This window comes from Bacillus timonensis, from assembly GCF_004799755.1.
GTDB lineage: Bacteria > Bacillota > Bacilli > Bacillales > Bacillaceae_L > Ferdinandcohnia > Ferdinandcohnia timonensis_A.
On sequence record NZ_SLUB01000017.1, the window covers coordinates 42,967 to 61,667 of the forward strand.

At 40.4% G+C, this 18,701-nt stretch carries 13 protein-coding genes; 11 read left to right on the forward strand and 2 right to left on the reverse strand.

The features are described from left to right. Window positions 1-720: 720 nt before the first annotated feature. The 5 genes from E1I69_RS11245 (at window position 721) to ftsX (ending at window position 8,852) form a co-directional block, all read left to right on the forward strand. Entirely contained in the window at window positions 721-5,424 is a 4,704-nt protein-coding gene (locus E1I69_RS11245) for a lamin tail domain-containing protein (RefSeq protein ID WP_136379708.1), read from the forward strand. A 192-nt stretch (window positions 5,425-5,616) separates the two neighbouring features. Beyond that, on the forward strand, window positions 5,617-6,483 hold the full coding sequence (locus E1I69_RS11250) for a YitT family protein (protein WP_136379709.1): 867 nt from the start codon (window positions 5,617-5,619) through the stop codon (window positions 6,481-6,483). A 55-nt stretch (window positions 6,484-6,538) separates the two neighbouring features. After that, complete coding sequence (cccB, locus tag E1I69_RS11255) at window positions 6,539-6,883, forward strand: cytochrome c551 (protein ID WP_136379710.1); 345 nt, start codon at window positions 6,539-6,541, stop codon at window positions 6,881-6,883. Window positions 6,884-7,282: 399 nt separating this feature from the next. Continuing rightward, window positions 7,283-7,969 (forward strand): cell division ATP-binding protein FtsE, encoded by a 687-nt coding sequence (ftsE, locus tag E1I69_RS11260; protein ID WP_136379711.1) that lies wholly within the window; start codon window positions 7,283-7,285, stop codon window positions 7,967-7,969. After that, the gene (gene ftsX / locus E1I69_RS11265) at window positions 7,959-8,852 is read left to right on the forward strand and encodes a permease-like cell division protein FtsX (protein WP_136379712.1); all 894 of its coding nucleotides are present in this window, start codon (window positions 7,959-7,961) and stop codon (window positions 8,850-8,852) included. Before ftsE ends, ftsX begins: the two co-directional genes overlap by 11 nt. A gap of 163 nt (window positions 8,853-9,015) precedes the next feature. On the opposite strand, the gene E1I69_RS11270 is transcribed toward ftsX, so the two are convergent. Both E1I69_RS11270 and katA read right to left on the reverse strand, forming a co-directional pair. Then, window positions 9,016-9,432: a Fur family transcriptional regulator gene (locus E1I69_RS11270; RefSeq protein ID WP_136379713.1), complete on the reverse strand. Its 417-nt coding sequence runs from the start codon at window positions 9,430-9,432 to the stop codon at window positions 9,016-9,018. Window positions 9,433-9,520: 88 nt separating this feature from the next. Continuing rightward, the gene (gene katA, locus E1I69_RS11275) at window positions 9,521-10,981 is read right to left on the reverse strand and encodes a catalase KatA (protein WP_136379714.1); all 1,461 of its coding nucleotides are present in this window, start codon (window positions 10,979-10,981) and stop codon (window positions 9,521-9,523) included. A gap of 326 nt (window positions 10,982-11,307) precedes the next feature. Between katA and E1I69_RS11280 the strand changes: the two genes are divergently transcribed. The 6 genes from E1I69_RS11280 (at window position 11,308) to E1I69_RS11305 (ending at window position 18,508) form a co-directional block, all read left to right on the forward strand. Next, a complete protein-coding gene (locus E1I69_RS11280) occupies window positions 11,308-12,930 on the forward strand; it encodes a catalase (RefSeq protein ID WP_136379715.1) in 1,623 nt (540 codons plus the stop codon). A gap of 234 nt (window positions 12,931-13,164) precedes the next feature. Next, entirely contained in the window at window positions 13,165-14,538 is a 1,374-nt protein-coding gene (locus tag E1I69_RS11285) for an ABC transporter substrate-binding protein (RefSeq protein ID WP_207308539.1), read from the forward strand. A 125-nt stretch (window positions 14,539-14,663) separates the two neighbouring features. Further along, entirely contained in the window at window positions 14,664-15,605 is a 942-nt protein-coding gene (locus tag E1I69_RS11290) for a carbohydrate ABC transporter permease (protein WP_136379716.1), read from the forward strand. Beyond that, window positions 15,602-16,417 (forward strand): carbohydrate ABC transporter permease, encoded by an 816-nt coding sequence (locus tag E1I69_RS11295; protein ID WP_136379717.1) that lies wholly within the window; start codon window positions 15,602-15,604, stop codon window positions 16,415-16,417. The genes E1I69_RS11290 and E1I69_RS11295 overlap by 4 nt, the downstream gene beginning before the upstream one ends. 25 nt (window positions 16,418-16,442) lie before the next feature. Then, window positions 16,443-17,504 (forward strand): NAD(P)-dependent alcohol dehydrogenase, encoded by a 1,062-nt coding sequence (locus tag E1I69_RS11300; protein WP_136379718.1) that lies wholly within the window; start codon window positions 16,443-16,445, stop codon window positions 17,502-17,504. Further along, complete coding sequence (locus tag E1I69_RS11305; RefSeq protein WP_136379719.1) at window positions 17,501-18,508, forward strand: zinc-dependent alcohol dehydrogenase family protein; 1,008 nt, start codon at window positions 17,501-17,503, stop codon at window positions 18,506-18,508. Before E1I69_RS11300 ends, E1I69_RS11305 begins: the two co-directional genes overlap by 4 nt. Window positions 18,509-18,701: the final 193 nt, after the last annotated feature.

Sequence of the window (18,701 nt, forward strand, 5' to 3'; positions counted from 1 at the left end):
TTTCTATTATCACACTTTTCCTACTAAGAATAGGCCTATACATTAATTTGCTACATTATCAAAGCGACATTACATGGGATATTTTTGTAGTTGAATATGTGAAAAGTGGTAATGTACCCTTACAGTCAAGCCCCCGCAGAAGTGAGGGAATGAAAAAGCGTTAATCGTACCCTCATAGTCAAGCCCCCGCAGAAGTGAGGGAATAAAAAAGCGTTAATCGTACCCTCATAGTCAAACAACTGAAGGATTGGGGGTATGAAAAAGCGCTAATCGTACCCTCACAGTCAAGGGCTCGAAGGAGTGAGGGAATGAAAAAGCGTTAATCGTACCCTCATATTCAAGCACGGAAGAAGTGAGGGTATGAAAAAGTGTTAATCATACCCTCGCAGTCAAGCGACCATTGGAGTGAGGGTAAGTATAGTCAATAATTGTGCCCACGTAGGCAAATCATGCCTTAACATACGAGCAATGGCACGAAATGCTAGACACCGTTGGAGTAGTGGCTGCTTCAGTGGAGGTATAAAATCATAACCCGAAACCAAAGATGACTTTTACAGTCGTCTTTTTTAGTAGTAAATAGGAACTATTAACGCAACATAATATGAGTCTTAGTTCCTATTCCTTCCAATTTTATTATAATTTTTACCTTAAGTTTACAAGCTATTAACAGAGTACAGATAAGATTTACATGAAGGATAAAAATTGCGGGAGGAACGCGAGATGATTTTAGGGAAACGAGTGAGAAACAAGCTGAAAAAAGGATTGATTGTCCTTTTCACCCTTACCATTTTACTGTCCAATGTAAGTCTTGCATTAGGACCGAAAATGGTATTTGCGGAGGAAAAACAGTCGATCAATTCAGCACTGGAGACACAGAGCCAACAATCTGAAGATCTTGGGGAGGAATCGCCTCCACAAAAACCTACCGACCAGACTGAAACTGAGGCAATCGAAGAACCTGAAGCGCAGACAGACCCAGCGACTCAGGAACAGCCTAAAACCGAGGAAGAATCGCTAACTGAAGAGATGCCACAAACCCAAGAAGACACAACGACCGAAGAGGCACCACCAACTCAAGACGCAACAACTGAAAAAGATTCACCAACCCAAGACAACACAACAATTGAGGAGGAAACTCCGCCGGCACCAACTGGCGAGGCAACACAACCAACTGAAGTGAACACGGATCAGCTTCAACATCTTCTTATTACTGAAATATCACCGAACTCAAAGGGGGCTGGAACCGACTATTACGAGTATTTTGAGCTTTACAACAACACCAATCAACCGCAAACATTAACAAATTACACATTTACATATCGTTATACCGACACAGGGAAAGACTTGCTCTTTCAAATCCCGGCAACAACAATTGAACCGCAGGAAACATTAGTTTTTTGGTTTAATAATGGCAACAAAACACTAGCTGATTTTAACGCGAATTTTGGAACCAATTTACCTGAGGAAAAAGTCGTCCAGTTTACGGACACCTTCCCTGGGTTTGCAAATGGCGGCAACCGTGCAATCGTCATCAAAAATCACCAAGGAGCTGAAATCATTTCTGCTAGCTATCTAGCGGGGGAAACGGATAACGCAGGGGCTGTTGTCGAATATAAATATCCGCTTTCAGGAACGGAAATGGTGAAGCACCAAGTGCTCGCACAGCCAACTCCAGGTGATATTCAGCAAGCACAGGTTCCGGAAACTCCGGTTAATCTTCCGGATGTTCCTGAGGACACAGAAGCACCCGTGATTAAACATACACCTGTTACAAGCAGCAAGCCTTTGACGCCAGTTCAGATCGAGGCAAATGTAACAGATAACATCACTATCCCATCAGTGACGCTTTTTTATAAAAGCGGTGACACGAAGGATTTCACGGCGTTACCAATAAGTCCAAACAATGAAAACTATTCAGCAGAAATCCCGAATTTTCATGTATTTGAGGATATCACCTATTATCTCGAAGCAAGTGACGGTGTAAACACAGAAAAAACCGCTGAATACACGATTCAGGTCGTGCAGTCAGAGGTTGATTTTTCAAAAGTCCCGCCTTTGCTTATAACTGAGCTTGTCCCTGATTCAACGAATGTGGGGTCAGCTGATGGCTATGAATTCATCGAAATCTACAACAACAGCAGTGAAGACATTGATTTTAAAAATTATAAAATGTACTACAGATACGGTACAGACCCAGGAACCGATGTTGTCTGGCCGTCCGTCCCAGAGGATGTGGTGATTCCAGCAGGGGAAACGCTTGTCTTATGGATTATCAATACGCAAAACGGTGAGAAAACCGTCGCTGATTTTAACGCAAACTATGGCTCTAATTTGGTTGAAAACAAGAATATCGTTCGCATTTATAGCGATGGGATGGCAAATGGCAGCATGCGTGGACTAGTGATTGGAACGAACACACATAAAGAGATTTCGGTCGCTTATTACAATGATGAGCCGAACGTAGATGATACCTTTGCGAATAAGGGGATCGTCTATCTCTATCCAACGGATAAATCCACTCTTTCAAAAAAGGTGGGCATCCTGGATGCGACTCCAGGTAGAGTTGAAGGCTTCCAAGTACCAAGTCAGCCTGTCCAAATCGAAGCAGACACAGTCCCGCCAACGATTGACAATCTGACGAAAACCACAGAAGTGAACCAGAAGGATAATATCAATATTGTCGCAAACGTAACAGACGACAAGGAAGTCAAATCTGTTCGTTTGTACTATAAAATTGATCATCAGGATGAATACAGCGAGGGAATTTTACAAGAGAATTACGATGATCTCCTTTATCATCACACCATTTATTCACCTGATTTGATTGGACATAAGTATGTGGATTATTACTTTGTTGTTTCTGATGGAACAAATGAAGTAAAAAGTGAGAGCTATCGTGTAACCATTACAAATGATCTTGATGACTCAAGCCTGCGACTCAATCTAAAAGATGAAGAAATGCTTCGTGGGGAAAAAATCATCAAGGCGACTTCCGCAGTAGACACACCAGATAAAATGAAGCTGTTGATTGATGGCAAGGAAGTAACGGAGGGCATCTACCCGTCCCTTGAACACACGGCGTATTTTGCTTTTGAGGTAAATGGGCTGAATACGTATTTCCAAAACGCCGTTACGATGGGTGAAGAAGTTTTATATGTCATGGATAAAGATTGGCTCACACAATGGAAAACCTTCAGCATTCCAATCGAACCAGAGCGACTTCCAGTTGGCGATACGACGATAACCGTTCGTTCCGGCAATAAGGCATCACCATTTGATCTAGAATCCGCAGAAAACCGTGATGACTATGATCTACGAAATGTACGTCTAGTTCTTGCAGATGGAACGGTGATCAAGGACCCGAACTACAGTGATCCAGCACGGATCCTGAAAATGAACGACAATAATCCATTCGTTGATTTTACATTTACGATTACTGAACAGGAAGCACACTCGCTTACTTATAAGTGGGATACGACCTCTGTAAAAGATAAAAAGCACAAGGTCCTCGTTAAGGATGCAGATGAAGAAGTTAGCGCGGAGGTTTTAGTTGACAACACCGCACCTGATATAAAAACGAATTTGAAAAAGAAAGCATACAAAGGTGCTTTTATGATTGATGTTGATGTGAAGGATAAGCTTTCAGGGGTTGACCAAGTAACAGTCACCTTAGATGGCAAGGAAATTCAAGTTCCGTATGAAACAGCGTCCTCCAAGCTTGAGGGTGGGAAACATGAGCTTAAGGTTGTGGCAACGGACAAAGTAGGGAATCAAAAAGAAGAGGTTTTTCATTTTGAAGTTGCTGATGAAAATCCATTGAAGCCAGAGTTGGTCTCACCTAAAGCAAATGCTCAGGTTGACGGTGACCCGGTTTTACAGGTAAAAGTAAAAGACCCAACGAAGGATCAGTTAGATGTCACGTTTTATGAGGCGTATCAATACGATGTGAATTCAGGTGTAAAAGGTTTTAAAAATGCAGGGGACTTTGAGCCGCCGAAAGAAATGATTCCTGAAGGGGAAACAGCGTTTACGAATGAGGATAACTCACTAGTTTCAAAAGCAGATGGCAAGTATTTGGTATCTGATTCGGATACACAATTCCCTTATCATCGATTTGATGTGACAGTAGATGCGTCACTTGACGATAAAGACCGTATCGAGCTTTTATGGAAAGGGAATTCACTTGAGGGTAGAAAGGTTTCGATGTACGCCTGGAACCACCATACAGAAAAATGGACATTAATTGACGATAAGGTAGCGGGAAAAGAGGACTTTGAACTCACCGGTGAAGTTGGAGTGGGCGACTTTGTACGTGATTCGAAAATAAATGTAATTGTCCAAGATGAAATTCCAAGCTCACCAGATGAATATGACTATACCTTCGTTTGGATGTCGGATACACAATTTTATTCAGAGAGCTATCCGTATATTTTTGATCGACAAACAGAATGGATTGCCGAAATGAAGGAGAAGCTCAAAATTAAATATGTCTTTCATACCGGTGATTTAGTGAATAAATCATCACAGGACTACCAATGGAAGAACGCCGATAGAGCGATGAAGGTACTTGATGACAATAACATCCCATATGGATTTCTCGCAGGAAACCATGATGTGGATCAAGTGAGTAATGATTACTCCCAGTTCTATAAATATTTTGGGGAAAATCGATTTAAGGATAAACCTTATTACGGTGGTTCCTACCTTAATAATCGCGGTCATTATGATTTAATTTCAACGGGGGGCAATGATTATATTATGGTGTACCTCGGTTGGGGAATAACGGATGAAGGTATTCAGTGGGTAAATGATGTGCTAGCTGCACATCCGGATCGCAAGGCCATTTTAAGCTTCCACGAATACTTACTTGCGACAGGCACTAGACATCCATTAGGTGACAAGCTCTATAACGAAATTGTGGTTCCAAATAAAAATGTGATCATGGTGTTGAGTGGTCATTACCATGAGGCACAAACGTTAATAGATGAAATTGATGATAACGGAGATGGTGTACCAGATCGTACTGTGACCCAAATGCTAGCTGATTACCAGGCAGGACCTGAGGGTGGCCAAGGCTTTATGAGACTGTTACATTTTGATCAAGACAATAATCGCATTGTGGTTAATACGTATTCCCCTTATCTTGATGATTATTATTACTACAACCCAGATGCGTATCCTGAAAAAGATGAATTTGTAATTGATATGGATTTAGCACCAGTCACAAAACGAGTCGCAACCGATTACTTTTCAGTAAATGTCTACACGGGCCATGTAATCGGCACTGACAAGGCGAAAAGTGGAAAAATCGCTGAGGTAGTATGGAAAGGGTTAGAAAAAGGCCGTTCCTATTCATGGTACGCTGTAGCCGAAGATAAATACACGGGTCGAACAATTTCAGATATTTGGACTTTTCGTAAATAAACACGACGAAAAAAGAGTCTGAGATGGCTCTTTTTTCGCTTTCATGTTCATTTTTGTAATAATTATTCATACCTCGTTACAAACTAATCTTGTAGGTGTATATTTTGTTGCTTTACCACGTTATTTTGTTGGCGTTTACTTGCTTTTGAACCCATGATATACTGCCATAGGCTAATAAACGGAGGTATTTTCATGAATAGAAGAAAACGTCAGCACGAAGTACATCCAACACTTCAAAAGGTAAAGGAATACATATATATACTGCTTGGATCAGCCACGGTGGCTCTCGCTTTCAATCTGTTTTTATTACCGAACAGGGTAGCCTCTGGCGGTGTTAGTGGGATTAGCACGATCCTGTACTCCCTCTTTGGTTGGGAAGCTGCCTATGTTCAATGGGCTTTTAATATCCCTCTATTTATCGCAGGTGTCATTTTTCTTGGAAAGGTTTATGGTGCCCGAACGTTAATTGGCACTCTATTTCTACCATTTGTAGTTTACCTTTCGAGAAATATGGAACCTGTAACACTCGACCCATTGCTTGGTGCTTTATTCGGTGGGAGCGGAGTAGGCCTAGGACTCGGCATCACATTCCGGGGTAATGCGTCGACAGGCGGGACAGACCTTGCCGCTCAAATTGTTCACAAGTATACAGGAATCTCCCTAGGAAAATGTGTCGCCTTTATCGATGGTCTGATTGTGGTAACTGCTACGATTGTGTTCGATATTGAGAGTGGACTTTATGCATTGATTGGACTTTTTGTCACAAGCAAAACAATTGATTTGGTACAGGTTGGTCTAGGTAATTCAAAAATGGCTCTCATTATTACGAACCATCAGGATGAAGTGAGACAGGAGATTTTTGACAAATTGGACAGAGGGGTAACCAAGCTTTCGGGCTATGGGGGATACACCAATGATGAGCGTCCTATGCTACTGTGTGTGGTTGACCAAAAAGAGTTCACAAAATTGAAACAAGTGGTTCAAAGTGTTGATACAACTGCATTTGTCATCGTTATGGACGCTGCAGAGGTAGTAGGAGAGGGTTTTAAAAGAGCGTAAAAGGGGTATAATAGAAATTGTATAATGGAAAATTTTATTACAGGGGGTAAATTCTGTGAAACGTAAGCTATTTGGATTTTTACTAGGAACTGCGCTTGTTTTTGCTCTAGCAGCATGTGGTGGTGGGGACGACGACAATGCAGCTAACGAGCCAGCAGGCGATAACGGCGGTGCTACTGCTGTAAATGCAGAGGAAATCTACCAAAGAAACTGTGCTTCATGCCATGGTAAAGACCTAGCAGGTGCTGGAAATTTCCCAAATCTTCAACACGTGGGATCTAAATATTCTAAAGACGAAATTGCTGACATCATCGAAAATGGACGTGGCGCAATGCCAAAAGGGATCATTCAAGGTGAAGAAAAAGACGCAGTTGCTGAATGGCTAGCTGAGAAAAAATAATATTTTTAGTATGTAGGCCTTCCGGATGAACCGGAAGGCTTTTAATTTGGAAAAAGTATGTAAATTACATCCAGAGAATACCACATTCCTCACTACCAATATTTGCACATCCCCACTTGAATCCTATCTCTATCGCACCTTAACTACCATGAAATGAAAATGTAATATTTTTAGTCGTTTTTTGACGAATAATGATGTTATAATGAAAAAGGTAATGAAATCTAGTTGATTTTGTCTTATAATTTCTAGTTGCATAGCTTAAGAGGGGCGCAAGTATGTTCAGAAGGGACATGAGCGCTTCTATTTCCATTTAATAGATTACTAATTAGTCCACACAATATGTGATAGGTCTTAATACCCGAATAAGAGTGATAAAAAAACGATAATAGGTGATTCGTAATGATAGAAATGAAGGATGTCTATAAAAAGTATCCGAACGGCGTCATGGCCGTTAATGGAATAAATGTAAAAATCGATCAAGGTGAATTTGTGTATGTCGTTGGTCCAAGTGGAGCGGGGAAATCAACGTTTATTAAAATGATGTACCGCGAAGAGAAGCCAACTAAAGGATCAATCATCATAAATGGCATCGACCTTGCTAAATTAAAAGAAAAAAGAGTTCCCCTGTTACGGAGAAATATTGGGGTTGTATTCCAGGACTTCAAGCTTTTACCGCGATTGACTGTATACGAAAACGTAGCATTCGCACTTGAAGTAATTGAAGAAAACCCAAAGAATATCAAGAAGCGTGTGATGGACGTGCTTGAACTTGTTCGTCTTAAGCATAAAGCACGATTTTTACCAGATGAATTATCTGGTGGGGAACAGCAACGTGTGTCGATAGCACGTTCCATTGTAAACTCTCCAGGTGCGCTCATTGCGGACGAGCCTACTGGTAACCTTGACCCAGAAACATCATGGGAAATCATGAATATTTTTGAAGAAATCAATTTCCGTGGGACGACCATCATTATGGCAACGCACAACCGTGAAATTGTAAATACTGTTAAAAAACGTGTAATTGCGATTGAAAGTGGAAAAATTGCGCGTGATGAAGTAAGGGGTGATTACGGCTATGAAGCTTAACACACTCCGCCGTCACTTTAGAGAAAGTTCAAAAAACCTCGGGCGTAATGGATGGATGACATTCGCATCTGTCAGCGCCGTGACCGTAACCCTCCTCCTTGTAGGTGTATTTTTAGTCATCATGATGAACTTAAACAGCATGGCGACATCACTTGAAAAAGATGTCCGTATCAGTGTACTCACAGACTTAACGTCAACAAAGGAACAACAAGATGCCTTAAAAGCGCAAATTGTAAACATACCTGAAGTTTCAGAAGTGACATTTTCATCTAAAGAACAAGAACTTGAAGAAATGATTGAAAGCTTTGGTGAAGACGGCAAAGTTTTTCAATTATACGAGCAAAGCAACCCACTTCGTGATGTGTTCGTTGTAAAAACAAAGAAACCACAAGATATCATGAAGGTTTCCGATCAGATTGAGAAAATGGAATATGTCTATAGTGTAAATTATGGGAAAGGCAAGGTCGAAAAGATTTTTAGTACCGTTGGCGTTTCACGTAACGTTGGAATCGGGCTCATCATTGGTCTTCTTTTCACCGCCATGTTCTTAATTTCAAATACAATTAAAATAACGATTTTTGCAAGACAAAGAGAAATTGAGATTATGAAGCTAGTTGGGGCAACAAATGCGTTTATTCGCTGGCCATTTTTCCTAGAAGGCTTGTTCCTTGGAATTCTTGGTTCCATCATTCCAATTGGGATCATCCTCGGATTCTATAATTTCTTATATGATTTGATTCAACCACAATTGAGTGGTACATTCCTCGAGCTATTGCCATTTAATCCATTTGCATTCCAAGTAACGGGGCTGCTGCTTCTTATTGGGGCATTTATCGGTGTATGGGGAAGCTTAATGTCCGTTCGAAAGTTCTTAAAAGTATAAGTAAAAGCACACCTTATTGGGTGTGCTTTTTTGCGCTTTGGATCCATTCTATCCCGCAAGAATGGTTTTGGTATTCTTTAGTTTCATCCCGCATTTGCAGCTTGTGCTATGTTTGAGAATTTTGATTTCCGTTTTACATATTGGACATATTTGTTTTGGCATCTTAATCATCACCTTCTTTTCTCTGACACGATTGACAAAGTCCGTACACTTCCATCTGATGTGAGTTTATTTTAAACTGGGTAAGCTTGTTCGCAACATCCTCAATTTGAGTAAGCGTCGGGTAGTTAAAATCAATAATATCCCCACATGCTTCACATAAAATATGGTAGTGATTTGGTTGATTGGTAAGCTCATATTTGCTCAATCCATTGCCATATGGCAGTTCTTTTAAAATTCGTAGTGAAACAAACAGTTTGACATTGTTATAAATGGTGGCAAGGCTAATATGTGGGATTTGACGATGAATCTCCTCCACAGTTGGATGGCCTTTTAAGGAAAGGATCGTCTGTAAGATTAATGTTCGTTGAGGTGTAATGCGTAATCCGCGTTCTTTTAAAAAGGGTATGAGTTCTTGCATGAGTAACAACCTCTTTTATTGATTTTTAAAAGAATAGGTATCCGAATAGAGGATACCTATACTATGTGAGAATAAAATGAAACGAAACTTATTTTGCTACAACTTCACCAGGTACTGTTAGTCCAAGACCTTCTGCGATACGGGTTCCGTATTCTGGGTCAGCCTTGTAGAAGTGGCTGATCTGACGAAGCTTGATTTCCTCTAACTCCACTGGCTTCATTGAAGCCACTATTGTGTCAATAAGACGGGTACGCTCTTCCTCGCTCATTAAGCGGTAAAGGTCACCAGCTTGTGTGTAGTGATCATCTTGATCATAAGCTACACTGTCCGCAATGCCTTCAACAGGGAATGCGTGCAGTTTCGCTTCTGGCGCTTCTTTTGGACCACTAAAGCTATTAGGCTCGTAATATACTGAGCTACCACCGTTGTTATCAAAGCGCATTTGACCGTCGCGTTGATAGTTGTTCACGTCCACTCTTGCACGGTTAATTGGTAATGCTTGATGGTTCGCACCAACGCGGTAGCGATGTGCATCGTGGTATGCAAACAGACGACCTTGAAGCATTTTGTCAGGTGATACATCAACACCAGGTACTAAAGTTCCAGGAGAGAATGTCGCTTGTTCAACCTCTGCAAAATAGTTTTCAGGGTTGCGATTTAATACCATGCGGCCCACTTCAATTAGCGGATAGTCTTTTTGTGACCATACTTTCGTGACATCGAATGGATCGAAACGGTATGTATTCGCATCCTCCAATGGCATGATTTGCACGTAAAGCTTCCAAGCAGGGAAGTCCCCTTTTTCAATCGCATTGAACAAATCCTCTGTATGATAATCCGGATTTTCTCCAGCAAGTTTTGTTGCAACCTCGTTCGTTAAGCACTTCACACCTTGCTCAGTGCGGAAATGGTACTTAATCCAAACGCCTTCACCATCCGCATTTGTCCACTTAAAGGTATGGCTTCCATATCCATGCATATGACGCCATGTTGCAGGAATCCCACGATCCCCCATTAACCAAGTTACTTGGTGTAGAGACTCAGGAGAATGAGACCAGAAATCCCATACTGCTGTTGGGTTCTTTAAGTGTGTTTGGGGATGGCGCTTTTGTGTATGGATAAAATCAGGAAACTTAATCGCATCACGAATAAAGAAAATTGGAGTATTGTTTCCAACGATGTCGTAATTTCCTTCTTCTGTATAGAATTTAACAGCAAAACCACGTGGATCACGCGCTGTATCAGCAGAGCCATTTTCCCCAGCAACTGTTGAGAAACGGATAAATAAAGGAGTGCGATTGCCAATTCCATTAAAAAGCTTTGCTTTTGTATATGTAGATACATCATTCGTTACTTCAAAATAACCGTGTGCTCCACTACCTTTCGCGTGAACAACACGTTCAGGTACACGTTCTCTATTAAAATGCGCTAATTTTTCTAGCAGGTGTACGTCCTGGATTAGTACTGGTCCTCTTGAGCCAGCTGTGATTGAGTTTTGGTTATCTCCAACTGGAGCTCCCCAACTTGTTGTTAATTTATTAGTAGTCAACTAGATCACCTCTTGGGAGTATTTTTGAATATGTATATTATAATAGCATCTATAAAATAAAAATCAATACCTTTTTATAATAATTATAATCTAGGGTAAATTCACAATCTAAAACAACGATAAATAGGTGTATAATACCGATATTCCGCTTAATAACTATGCTTTTTTCTAGTTGATTTTTATTTAGTGAAATCTACTTATTTTCAATTATAACTTTTTTTGAGTTGTATTTGAGAATCAAAAGCTACTATCTTTCTCCCATTACATAGAAAAAGGAACAATTGGAAATAATTACGTTGATATTTGAATTTAGGAGGGAATAAGACATGAAGGATAATCAGCATCATGGAAACGTAGAAGGAGTGGGAGGACCTCACGATGACCGCTTAGGCACTGGGGAATCTGCTGATTCGTTAACAAATAGGCAGGGACACCCGGTTACGGATAATCAAAATATCCGAACGGTTGGGAATCGTGGACCTTCCACATTAGAGAATTATGATTTTATTGAAAAAATTTCGCATTTTGACCGTGAACGAGTTCCAGAACGGGTGGTTCACGCAAGAGGGGCAGGGGCGCATGGATATTTTGAAGCGTACGGCAAGGTTGGAGACGAGCCAATTTCTAAGTATACTCGCGCCAAGCTCTTTCAAGAAGCAGGTAAAAAGACTCCGGTTTTTGTGCGTTTTTCAACGGTTGCAGGTGCAATGGAATCTCCAGAAACCGCACGAGATCCGCGCGGGTTTGCAGTCAAATTTTACACGGAGGATGGGAACTGGGATTTGGTCGGCAATAATCTAAAAATCTTTTTCATCCGTGATGCGATGAAGTTCCCTGATATGATTCATGCGTTTAAGCCCGACCCGGTCTCTAATCTATCAAACCCTGAAAGAATGTTTGACTTTTTAGCTAGAACCCCTGAAGCCACACATATGGTAACCTTCTTGTTTTCGCCATGGGGAATTCCGGCGAACTACCGACAAATGCAGGGATCTGGTGTTAATACATATAAATGGGTGAATAAAGATGGAGAGGCGGTATTGGTAAAATACCACTGGGAGCCATTAAAACAAGGAATCAAAAACTTAACGCAAAAGGAAGCCAATGAAATTCAAGCAACAAATGTAAGCCATGCAACCCAGGATTTATACGAAGCAATTGAGCGTGGCGATTACCCAGAATGGGAGCTTTGTGTTCAAATCATGAGCGACGAGTATCATCCTGAACTTGATTTTGATCCGCTTGATGATACAAAGCTATGGCCAACAGATAAGTTTCCATTTTTAAAGGTTGGTAAAATGGTGTTAAATAAGAACCCTGAGAATTATTTTAACGAAGTCGAGCAAGCGGCCTTTGGAACAGGTGTACTCGTGGATGGACTTGATTTTTCTGATGATAAAATGCTCCAGGGAAGAACATTCTCATATTCAGATACGCAGCGTTATCGTGTCGGATCGAACTACTTACAGTTGCCAATTAATGCACCGAAAAAGCGTGTTGCGACAAATCAGCGCGGTGGCCAAATGTCCTACCAGGTGGATGTACCCCCGAGCGGAAATCCACATATTAATTATGAACCGTCCATGCTTGGTGGATTGAAGGAAGCGAGACAAGAGGGGAAGATTCATGAGCCTCAATACAATGATAAGCTAGTGCGTGAAAAAATTGACCGCCCTAACGATTTTGGACAAGCAGGTGAGACGTATCGCAGCTTTTCAGATGCCGAGAGGGAGGAACTCATCGGTAATCTGGTGGACAACTTAAAGGTTTGCCACCCAGATATTCAAAACAAAATGATAGAGTATTTCACAAATGCCGACGAGGATTACGGTCGACGTGTAAGAGAGGGTCTAGCCAATGCTGCAGACACTACCAATACAAGCTCTGCAGCAGCAAATGAAGCAGTCGAAAAATCGAAAAACATGGGCCAAAAAACAGACGGATATTAAAAAGAAAGCATCGATCTTCTTGGAGGATCGATGCTTTGTTTTTGATACCTTGGGTGTATAACTTTCCGGAATCTCTAGGCATAACGAGGATTGGCATAATATAGGCCAAGCATCATAAAGTTTTGTCGCTTTCTAATTGTGACAAAATTTCGACATCTTAAGGGTGTTATGGTATGAACCTGCTGATAGAATGAATGTGAAAGCGTAATCAAAAAGATTTTAGGGGGAGATTCAATGAAGCGGTTTTTAAGTTTGATATTTGCAGTTGTTATGATTTCTTCAATGTTTTTAGCCGGATGTAGTGATTCATCGGGTACAGAGTCGAAAGAAGATTCTAAGGGTGGTAAGAAGCTAACGGTTGCCACAGTTAATAACCCAGACATGAAAATTATGCAAAAAATGACGGAACAGTACTTTGAAAAAGAATCTGGAATTGATGTTGAATTTGTTGTGTTACCTGAAAATGATTTACGTAAAAAAGTAACGGAAGATGTTGCTCTTGGTGCCGGACAATTCGACGTAGTTACAATTGGTACGTATGATGCTCCAATTTGGGCAAAGAATGGCTGGATTGATCCATTAACTCCAAAGTTTGATGAAATGAAAGAAGAAGAAAAGGCAGCATATGATCTTGACGATATTTTCCAATCATTAAAAGATGCCCTTTCCTATGATGATAACCTTTATGCTCTTCCTTTCTATGGCGAAAGCAGCTTGCTTTACTATAATAAAGAAATATTTGAACAAGCAGGAGTTGAATTGCCATTAACACCTACTTGGGATGAAGTGGCTGAGGTTGCAAGAACGATTAAAGACAAGACAGGACAGCCGGGTATCATCATTAGAGGACTTCCTGGATGGGGAGAAATGTTTGCACCTTTAAATACGATCATTAATGCCTTTGGTGGTTCTTGGTATGACATGGATTGGAATGCACAGCTTGATAATGACAATACGAAAAAAGCGGTGCAATTCTATGTAGATCTTTTACATGATGCGGGGCAGCCTGGTGCAACAAGTACAGGTTTCACTGAGGCATTAACATTAATGTCAACTGGTAAAGCGGCAATGTGGTATGATGCATCAGTTGCAGCAGGGTTTTTAAATAATCCTGATGATTCTCAAGTAGTTGGGAAAATCGGTTATACATTTGCTCCAAAGCAAGCGAAAGATAATAATGGTTGGTTATGGGCTTGGTCTTTAGCAATTGAGTCAGCAAGTAAAAATAAAGATGCTGCATTGGAATTTATTACTTGGGCGACAAGCAAAGAATATATTGAAAAAGTGGGCGAAACAGAAGGTTGGGTGGTTGCTCCTTCAGGAACTCGCCACTCTACTTATGAGAATCCGAATTATAAGGAAGCAGCTCCATTCTCAGATATGGTGTTAGAAGCCATGGAAAAAGCAGATTATGAAAATCCTACAGTAGATCCAGTTCCTTATAAAGGAATCCAGTATGTTTCAATCCCTGAATTTCAGCAACTGGGTACTGAAGTCAGTCAACTGATTGCTGCAGCAATTGCGGAACAAAAAACAGTAGATGAGGCTATGAAAGAAGCCCAAAAATTAGCTGAAAAAGTCGCTGTAGACGGTGGATATAAGAAATAATTCATAGATTACGTTTGAGAGGAGGGAGGTCTGTACTCCCTCCTCTACAAAATAAATTGTCTACGTAGGTTAATCAGGATTTGGGTACCAAGCCTGAAATTCAGTGAAAAACGAGGAGGGGAACGATGAAACCAGAAGGGGTTATCCAACCAAATTCAAAACTCAACGCAAGTTCACGGCCGAAAAGGAGGTCCCTTAATAAGCATCCAATAAAAAGATTGCTATTGCCAAGTATTATTTATCTTGCAGTCATTACTCAGGTGCCTTTCATTATAACAATCTATTATAGTTTTCATGAGTGGAATCTTATGAGACCAGACCAAGGTACTAAATTTGCTGGATTCTCTAATTTTAGAAAGGTATTATTAGACCCGTCTTTTTATCAAGTCTTAAAAAATACAATTCTATTAACGCTATCCGTTCTTATTATTTGTTTTATATGCGGGCTATTGTTAGCTCTATTAATGAATCGTAATTTCTTCGGAAAAGGTATTATAAGGACAATGTTGGTTTCCCCGTTTTTTATCATGCCAACTGTATCGGCAATCATTTGGAAAACAATGGTGTTTAACCCTAACTTCGGATTTTCGGCTTATTTTGCTGATGCCTTTGGGGGAAAGGCGGTGGACTGGCTTTCTCATCATCCATTAATGGCTATCATTCTTATTGTCTCTTGGATGTGGATACCATTTTTTATGCTTATTTTATTAGCTGGATTACAGTCACTACCGAGTGAGTTAATTGAAGCGGCACAGTTGGATGGTGCAAATAAATTGAAACAATTCCTCCATGTGACGATTCCTCACTTAGTAAGGTATATCGAAGTAGTTATCTTGCTAGGACTTATGTTTATTCTTCAAGTATTCGGTGAAATTTATGTCACGACATCAGGTGGACCAGGTTTTGCTTCTACCAACCTTTCATTCTTAGTTTATCGTGTTGGTTTTCAGGGGTGGAATGTCGGTGAGGCTACAGCTATAGGTGTCATAACAGTAATTTTAACGATAATCATGATGACACTCATGATTAAAGTATTACGTCGTACGTTCAAGGGGGAACTATCATGAAAAAAGTCGTATCAGGTGGACTGACTTTATTCACCTACGTGATCGCGTTTCTCTTTTTCTTCCCGATTTTATGGATTTTTATTACAGGGTTTAAAAGTGAAGGTGATGCGGTTATAATCCCACCCACTTTCATCTTTAAACCAACATTAGAAAACTACGCATTGATTTGGAATTTGGGTGTAAGCGACTTTATGATCAATTCAGTAATTGTAACCGGCGTTTCAACAATCATTGCGTTAGCTTTAGGTGTTCCTGCTGCTTATGCGCTTTCGATGTATAAAGTAAAAAATGGGGATAATCTATTATTCTGGTTTATTTCGACCCGCTTCCTACCAGTTGCAGGGGTAATAATTCCCTTATATTTAATCTTTAAAAATTTGAATTTATTAGACTCTATAGTAGGGTTAATCATTCTATACTCTGCGATGAATGTTCCATTGGTTATCTGGATGATGCGTTCATTCTTTAATGACATTTCATACGAAATTATTGAGGCAACACAAATTGATGGTGCATCAGGATTACAATGCTTTTTTAAGGTTGTACTACCACTTGTAAAACCCGGCTTGATTTCGACGGCGCTCCTTTCCATGGTATTTGCTTGGAATGAGTTTTTCTTTGCAGTTAGTATGAGTTACACAAACGCCTCTACGCTTCCAGTTTATATGTCATCTTTCATGACCCAAGAAGGTTTGTTCTGGGCCAAAATGTCAGCGGCAGCAACGATATCCATTTTGCCTGTATTAATTTTGGGATGGTTTACACAAAAACAATTAGTAAGAGGCTTAACAATGGGAGCTGTCAAGGGATAAAGAATACAAAAAGGAGTGAGAACCAATGTCATCAATGATGAAGGCGGCTGTCTTAGAAAAGCCATTTGTGATGGAAGTAAAAGATGTGGTTATTCCGGAGCCTAAAGATAATGAAGCCCTTATTAAGGTTTATTGTATAGGCATTTGTGGGTCAGACGTTCACTATTATGAGTATGGGAAAATTGGACGATATGAAGTAAAAGAGCCAATCATCTTAGGTCATGAGTTAGCAGGAGTTGTTGTAAAAGTAGGGAAAGACATAACGGAGGTAAAAGTGGGTGACCGTGTCGCTGTTGAGCCTGGTGTTACGTGCGGAAAATGCCATTTTTGCAAGTCTGGTCGTTATAATCTTTGTCCAGATGTTGCCTTTATGGCGACTCCTCCAGTTGACGGAGCGTGGGCGGAGTATGTATGTGTTCGAAGTGATTTCCTATTCAAGCTTCCAGACGAAATGAGCTTTGAAGAGGGAGCATTATTAGAACCATTATCCGTTGGTCTCCACGCGATGAAACGAGGAAAGGTCGGACCGCAGGATCGGGTGTTTGTAACGGGGCTAGGTCCGATTGGATTATTAACCATACAGGCAGCGAAAATGTTTGGCGTATCGGAAATTTATGCAAGTGATATCGTGCCATATCGCCAAGAGCTAGCTAAGGAAATGGGTGTAACAGCCGTTATCAATCCGCAAAGTGAAAATGTTCATGACAAACTAGAAGAATTGACGAATGATAAGGGTATTGATGTCATCATCGAAACCTCTGGAAACGCTAGGGTGATATCGGATACTGTGAAACAAGTAAATCGCGGCGGAAGAATCGTTTTGGTAGGGTTACCGGTAACAAGTGATATTCCGATTGATATACCTCACTTAATTGATTCTGAAATTGATGTATATGGTGTATTCCGATATGCGAATACTTACCCTGCTGCGATTCAAGCATTAAGACATTCAAATTTAAATATTGAGAAAATTATTACACATAAATATTCTCTCGTCGATATCAAAGAAGCCGTTGAAATTGCTAGAACTCAAAAAAATGCAAGTTTAAAAGTTATGATCTATCCAGATGGAGGGGAAGTAAAATGAAGGCATTAGTTATCGAAAAACCATATAAAGCTGTTATAAAAGAAGTTTCATATCCCAAACCGGGTCCTAACGAGGTGACGATTAAAGTTAGGAATGTTGGGATTTGCGGGACTGATGTTCACATTTTTAAAGGAGAGTTCCTCTCACCATATCCCATCATTCCAGGGCATGAATTTTCTGGTGTTATTTATGAGGTTGGGGAAAATGTTACATCATTCAAAGTAGGAGATCGAGTAACTGCAGATCCTTCCCTTTTTTGTGGACACTGTGAATTTTGCTTAACGAGTAGAGGGAACCAATGTGAAAATTGGGGCGCATTAGGGAATACAGTTGATGGCAGCATGGCGGAGTACGTCAAAATTCCATTTAATAACGTTGTGGAGGTTCCCGATTCGATGTCTTTTGCAGAAGCGGCATTTGTCGAACCGATGGCCTGTGTTGTGCATGGGATGAATCGACTTCAACTCCAAGTTGGCGACCGTGTTCTTTTATTTGGTGCAGGGGCAATGGGTCAGCAATTGGTTCAATCGGTAAAAATGGCCGGAGCATCTGAACTTGTCGTTGTTGATGTATCACAGGATAAATTAAACATGGCAATGGAGTGGGGCGCTACAAAAGGGGTATTAAGTCAAGACATTGAGGAAGAATTAGGTCCCAAAAATTATCCACATGGCTTTGATGTTGTAATTGATGCTACAGGAATCCCACAAGTTATAGAACAAGCTTTCAATTATTTGGGGAAGACTGCTAAGTATTTGCAGTTTGGGGTAACAGCACAAGATGCGCAAATAAGTGTAAGTCCATTTAAACTATACAATAAAGATTGGACGTTGATTGGTTCGATGGCTATCAACCATACTTTTATACCAGCTTTTCATTGGATTAAAGAAGGGCGTATAAAACTGAACCATTTAATTTCAAAAGAGATTTCATTAGAAGAAACGATAGCGTTTTTCGAAGGACCAAGAGATCCCGATACGTTAAAGGTTCAAATTAAATTGTAAAACAACTTTTCTACAAAGAGTACTAATTAAGCCACAAATGTGGCTTTTTCATTTTTTGGATTGGGATTGTTGAAGAACGGAAAACAGGAAACTCAATATGGAACATAGAGCGAACCTATGAACAGCCAAGACCTTACACCCAAATATCCACTTTATAAGAAAAGCATATGGTATAATTTGATTCAAAAAGAAC

Bases quoted from the DNA above. Each gene is read 5' to 3' on its own strand.
- E1I69_RS11250 (WP_136379709.1), top strand. From the start codon at position 5,617: ATGAATAGAAGAAAACGTCAGCACGAAGTACATCCAACACTTCAAAAG.
- ftsX (WP_136379712.1), top strand. From the start codon at position 7,959: ATGAAGCTTAACACACTCCGCCGTCACTTTAGAGAAAGTTCAAAAAAC.
- E1I69_RS11295 (WP_136379717.1), top strand. From the start codon at position 15,602: ATGAAAAAAGTCGTATCAGGTGGACTGACTTTATTCACCTACGTGATC.
- E1I69_RS11270 (WP_136379713.1), bottom strand. From the start codon at position 9,432: ATGCAAGAACTCATACCCTTTTTAAAAGAACGCGGATTACGCATTACA.
- E1I69_RS11305 (WP_136379719.1), top strand. From the start codon at position 17,501: ATGAAGGCATTAGTTATCGAAAAACCATATAAAGCTGTTATAAAAGAA.
- E1I69_RS11300 (WP_136379718.1), top strand. From the start codon at position 16,443: ATGTCATCAATGATGAAGGCGGCTGTCTTAGAAAAGCCATTTGTGATG.
- ftsE (WP_136379711.1), top strand. From the start codon at position 7,283: ATGATAGAAATGAAGGATGTCTATAAAAAGTATCCGAACGGCGTCATG.
- E1I69_RS11285 (WP_207308539.1), top strand. From the start codon at position 13,165: ATGAAGCGGTTTTTAAGTTTGATATTTGCAGTTGTTATGATTTCTTCA.
- E1I69_RS11280 (WP_136379715.1), top strand. From the start codon at position 11,308: ATGAAGGATAATCAGCATCATGGAAACGTAGAAGGAGTGGGAGGACCT.
- E1I69_RS11290 (WP_136379716.1), top strand. From the start codon at position 14,664: ATGAAACCAGAAGGGGTTATCCAACCAAATTCAAAACTCAACGCAAGT.
- E1I69_RS11245 (WP_136379708.1), top strand. From the start codon at position 721: ATGATTTTAGGGAAACGAGTGAGAAACAAGCTGAAAAAAGGATTGATT.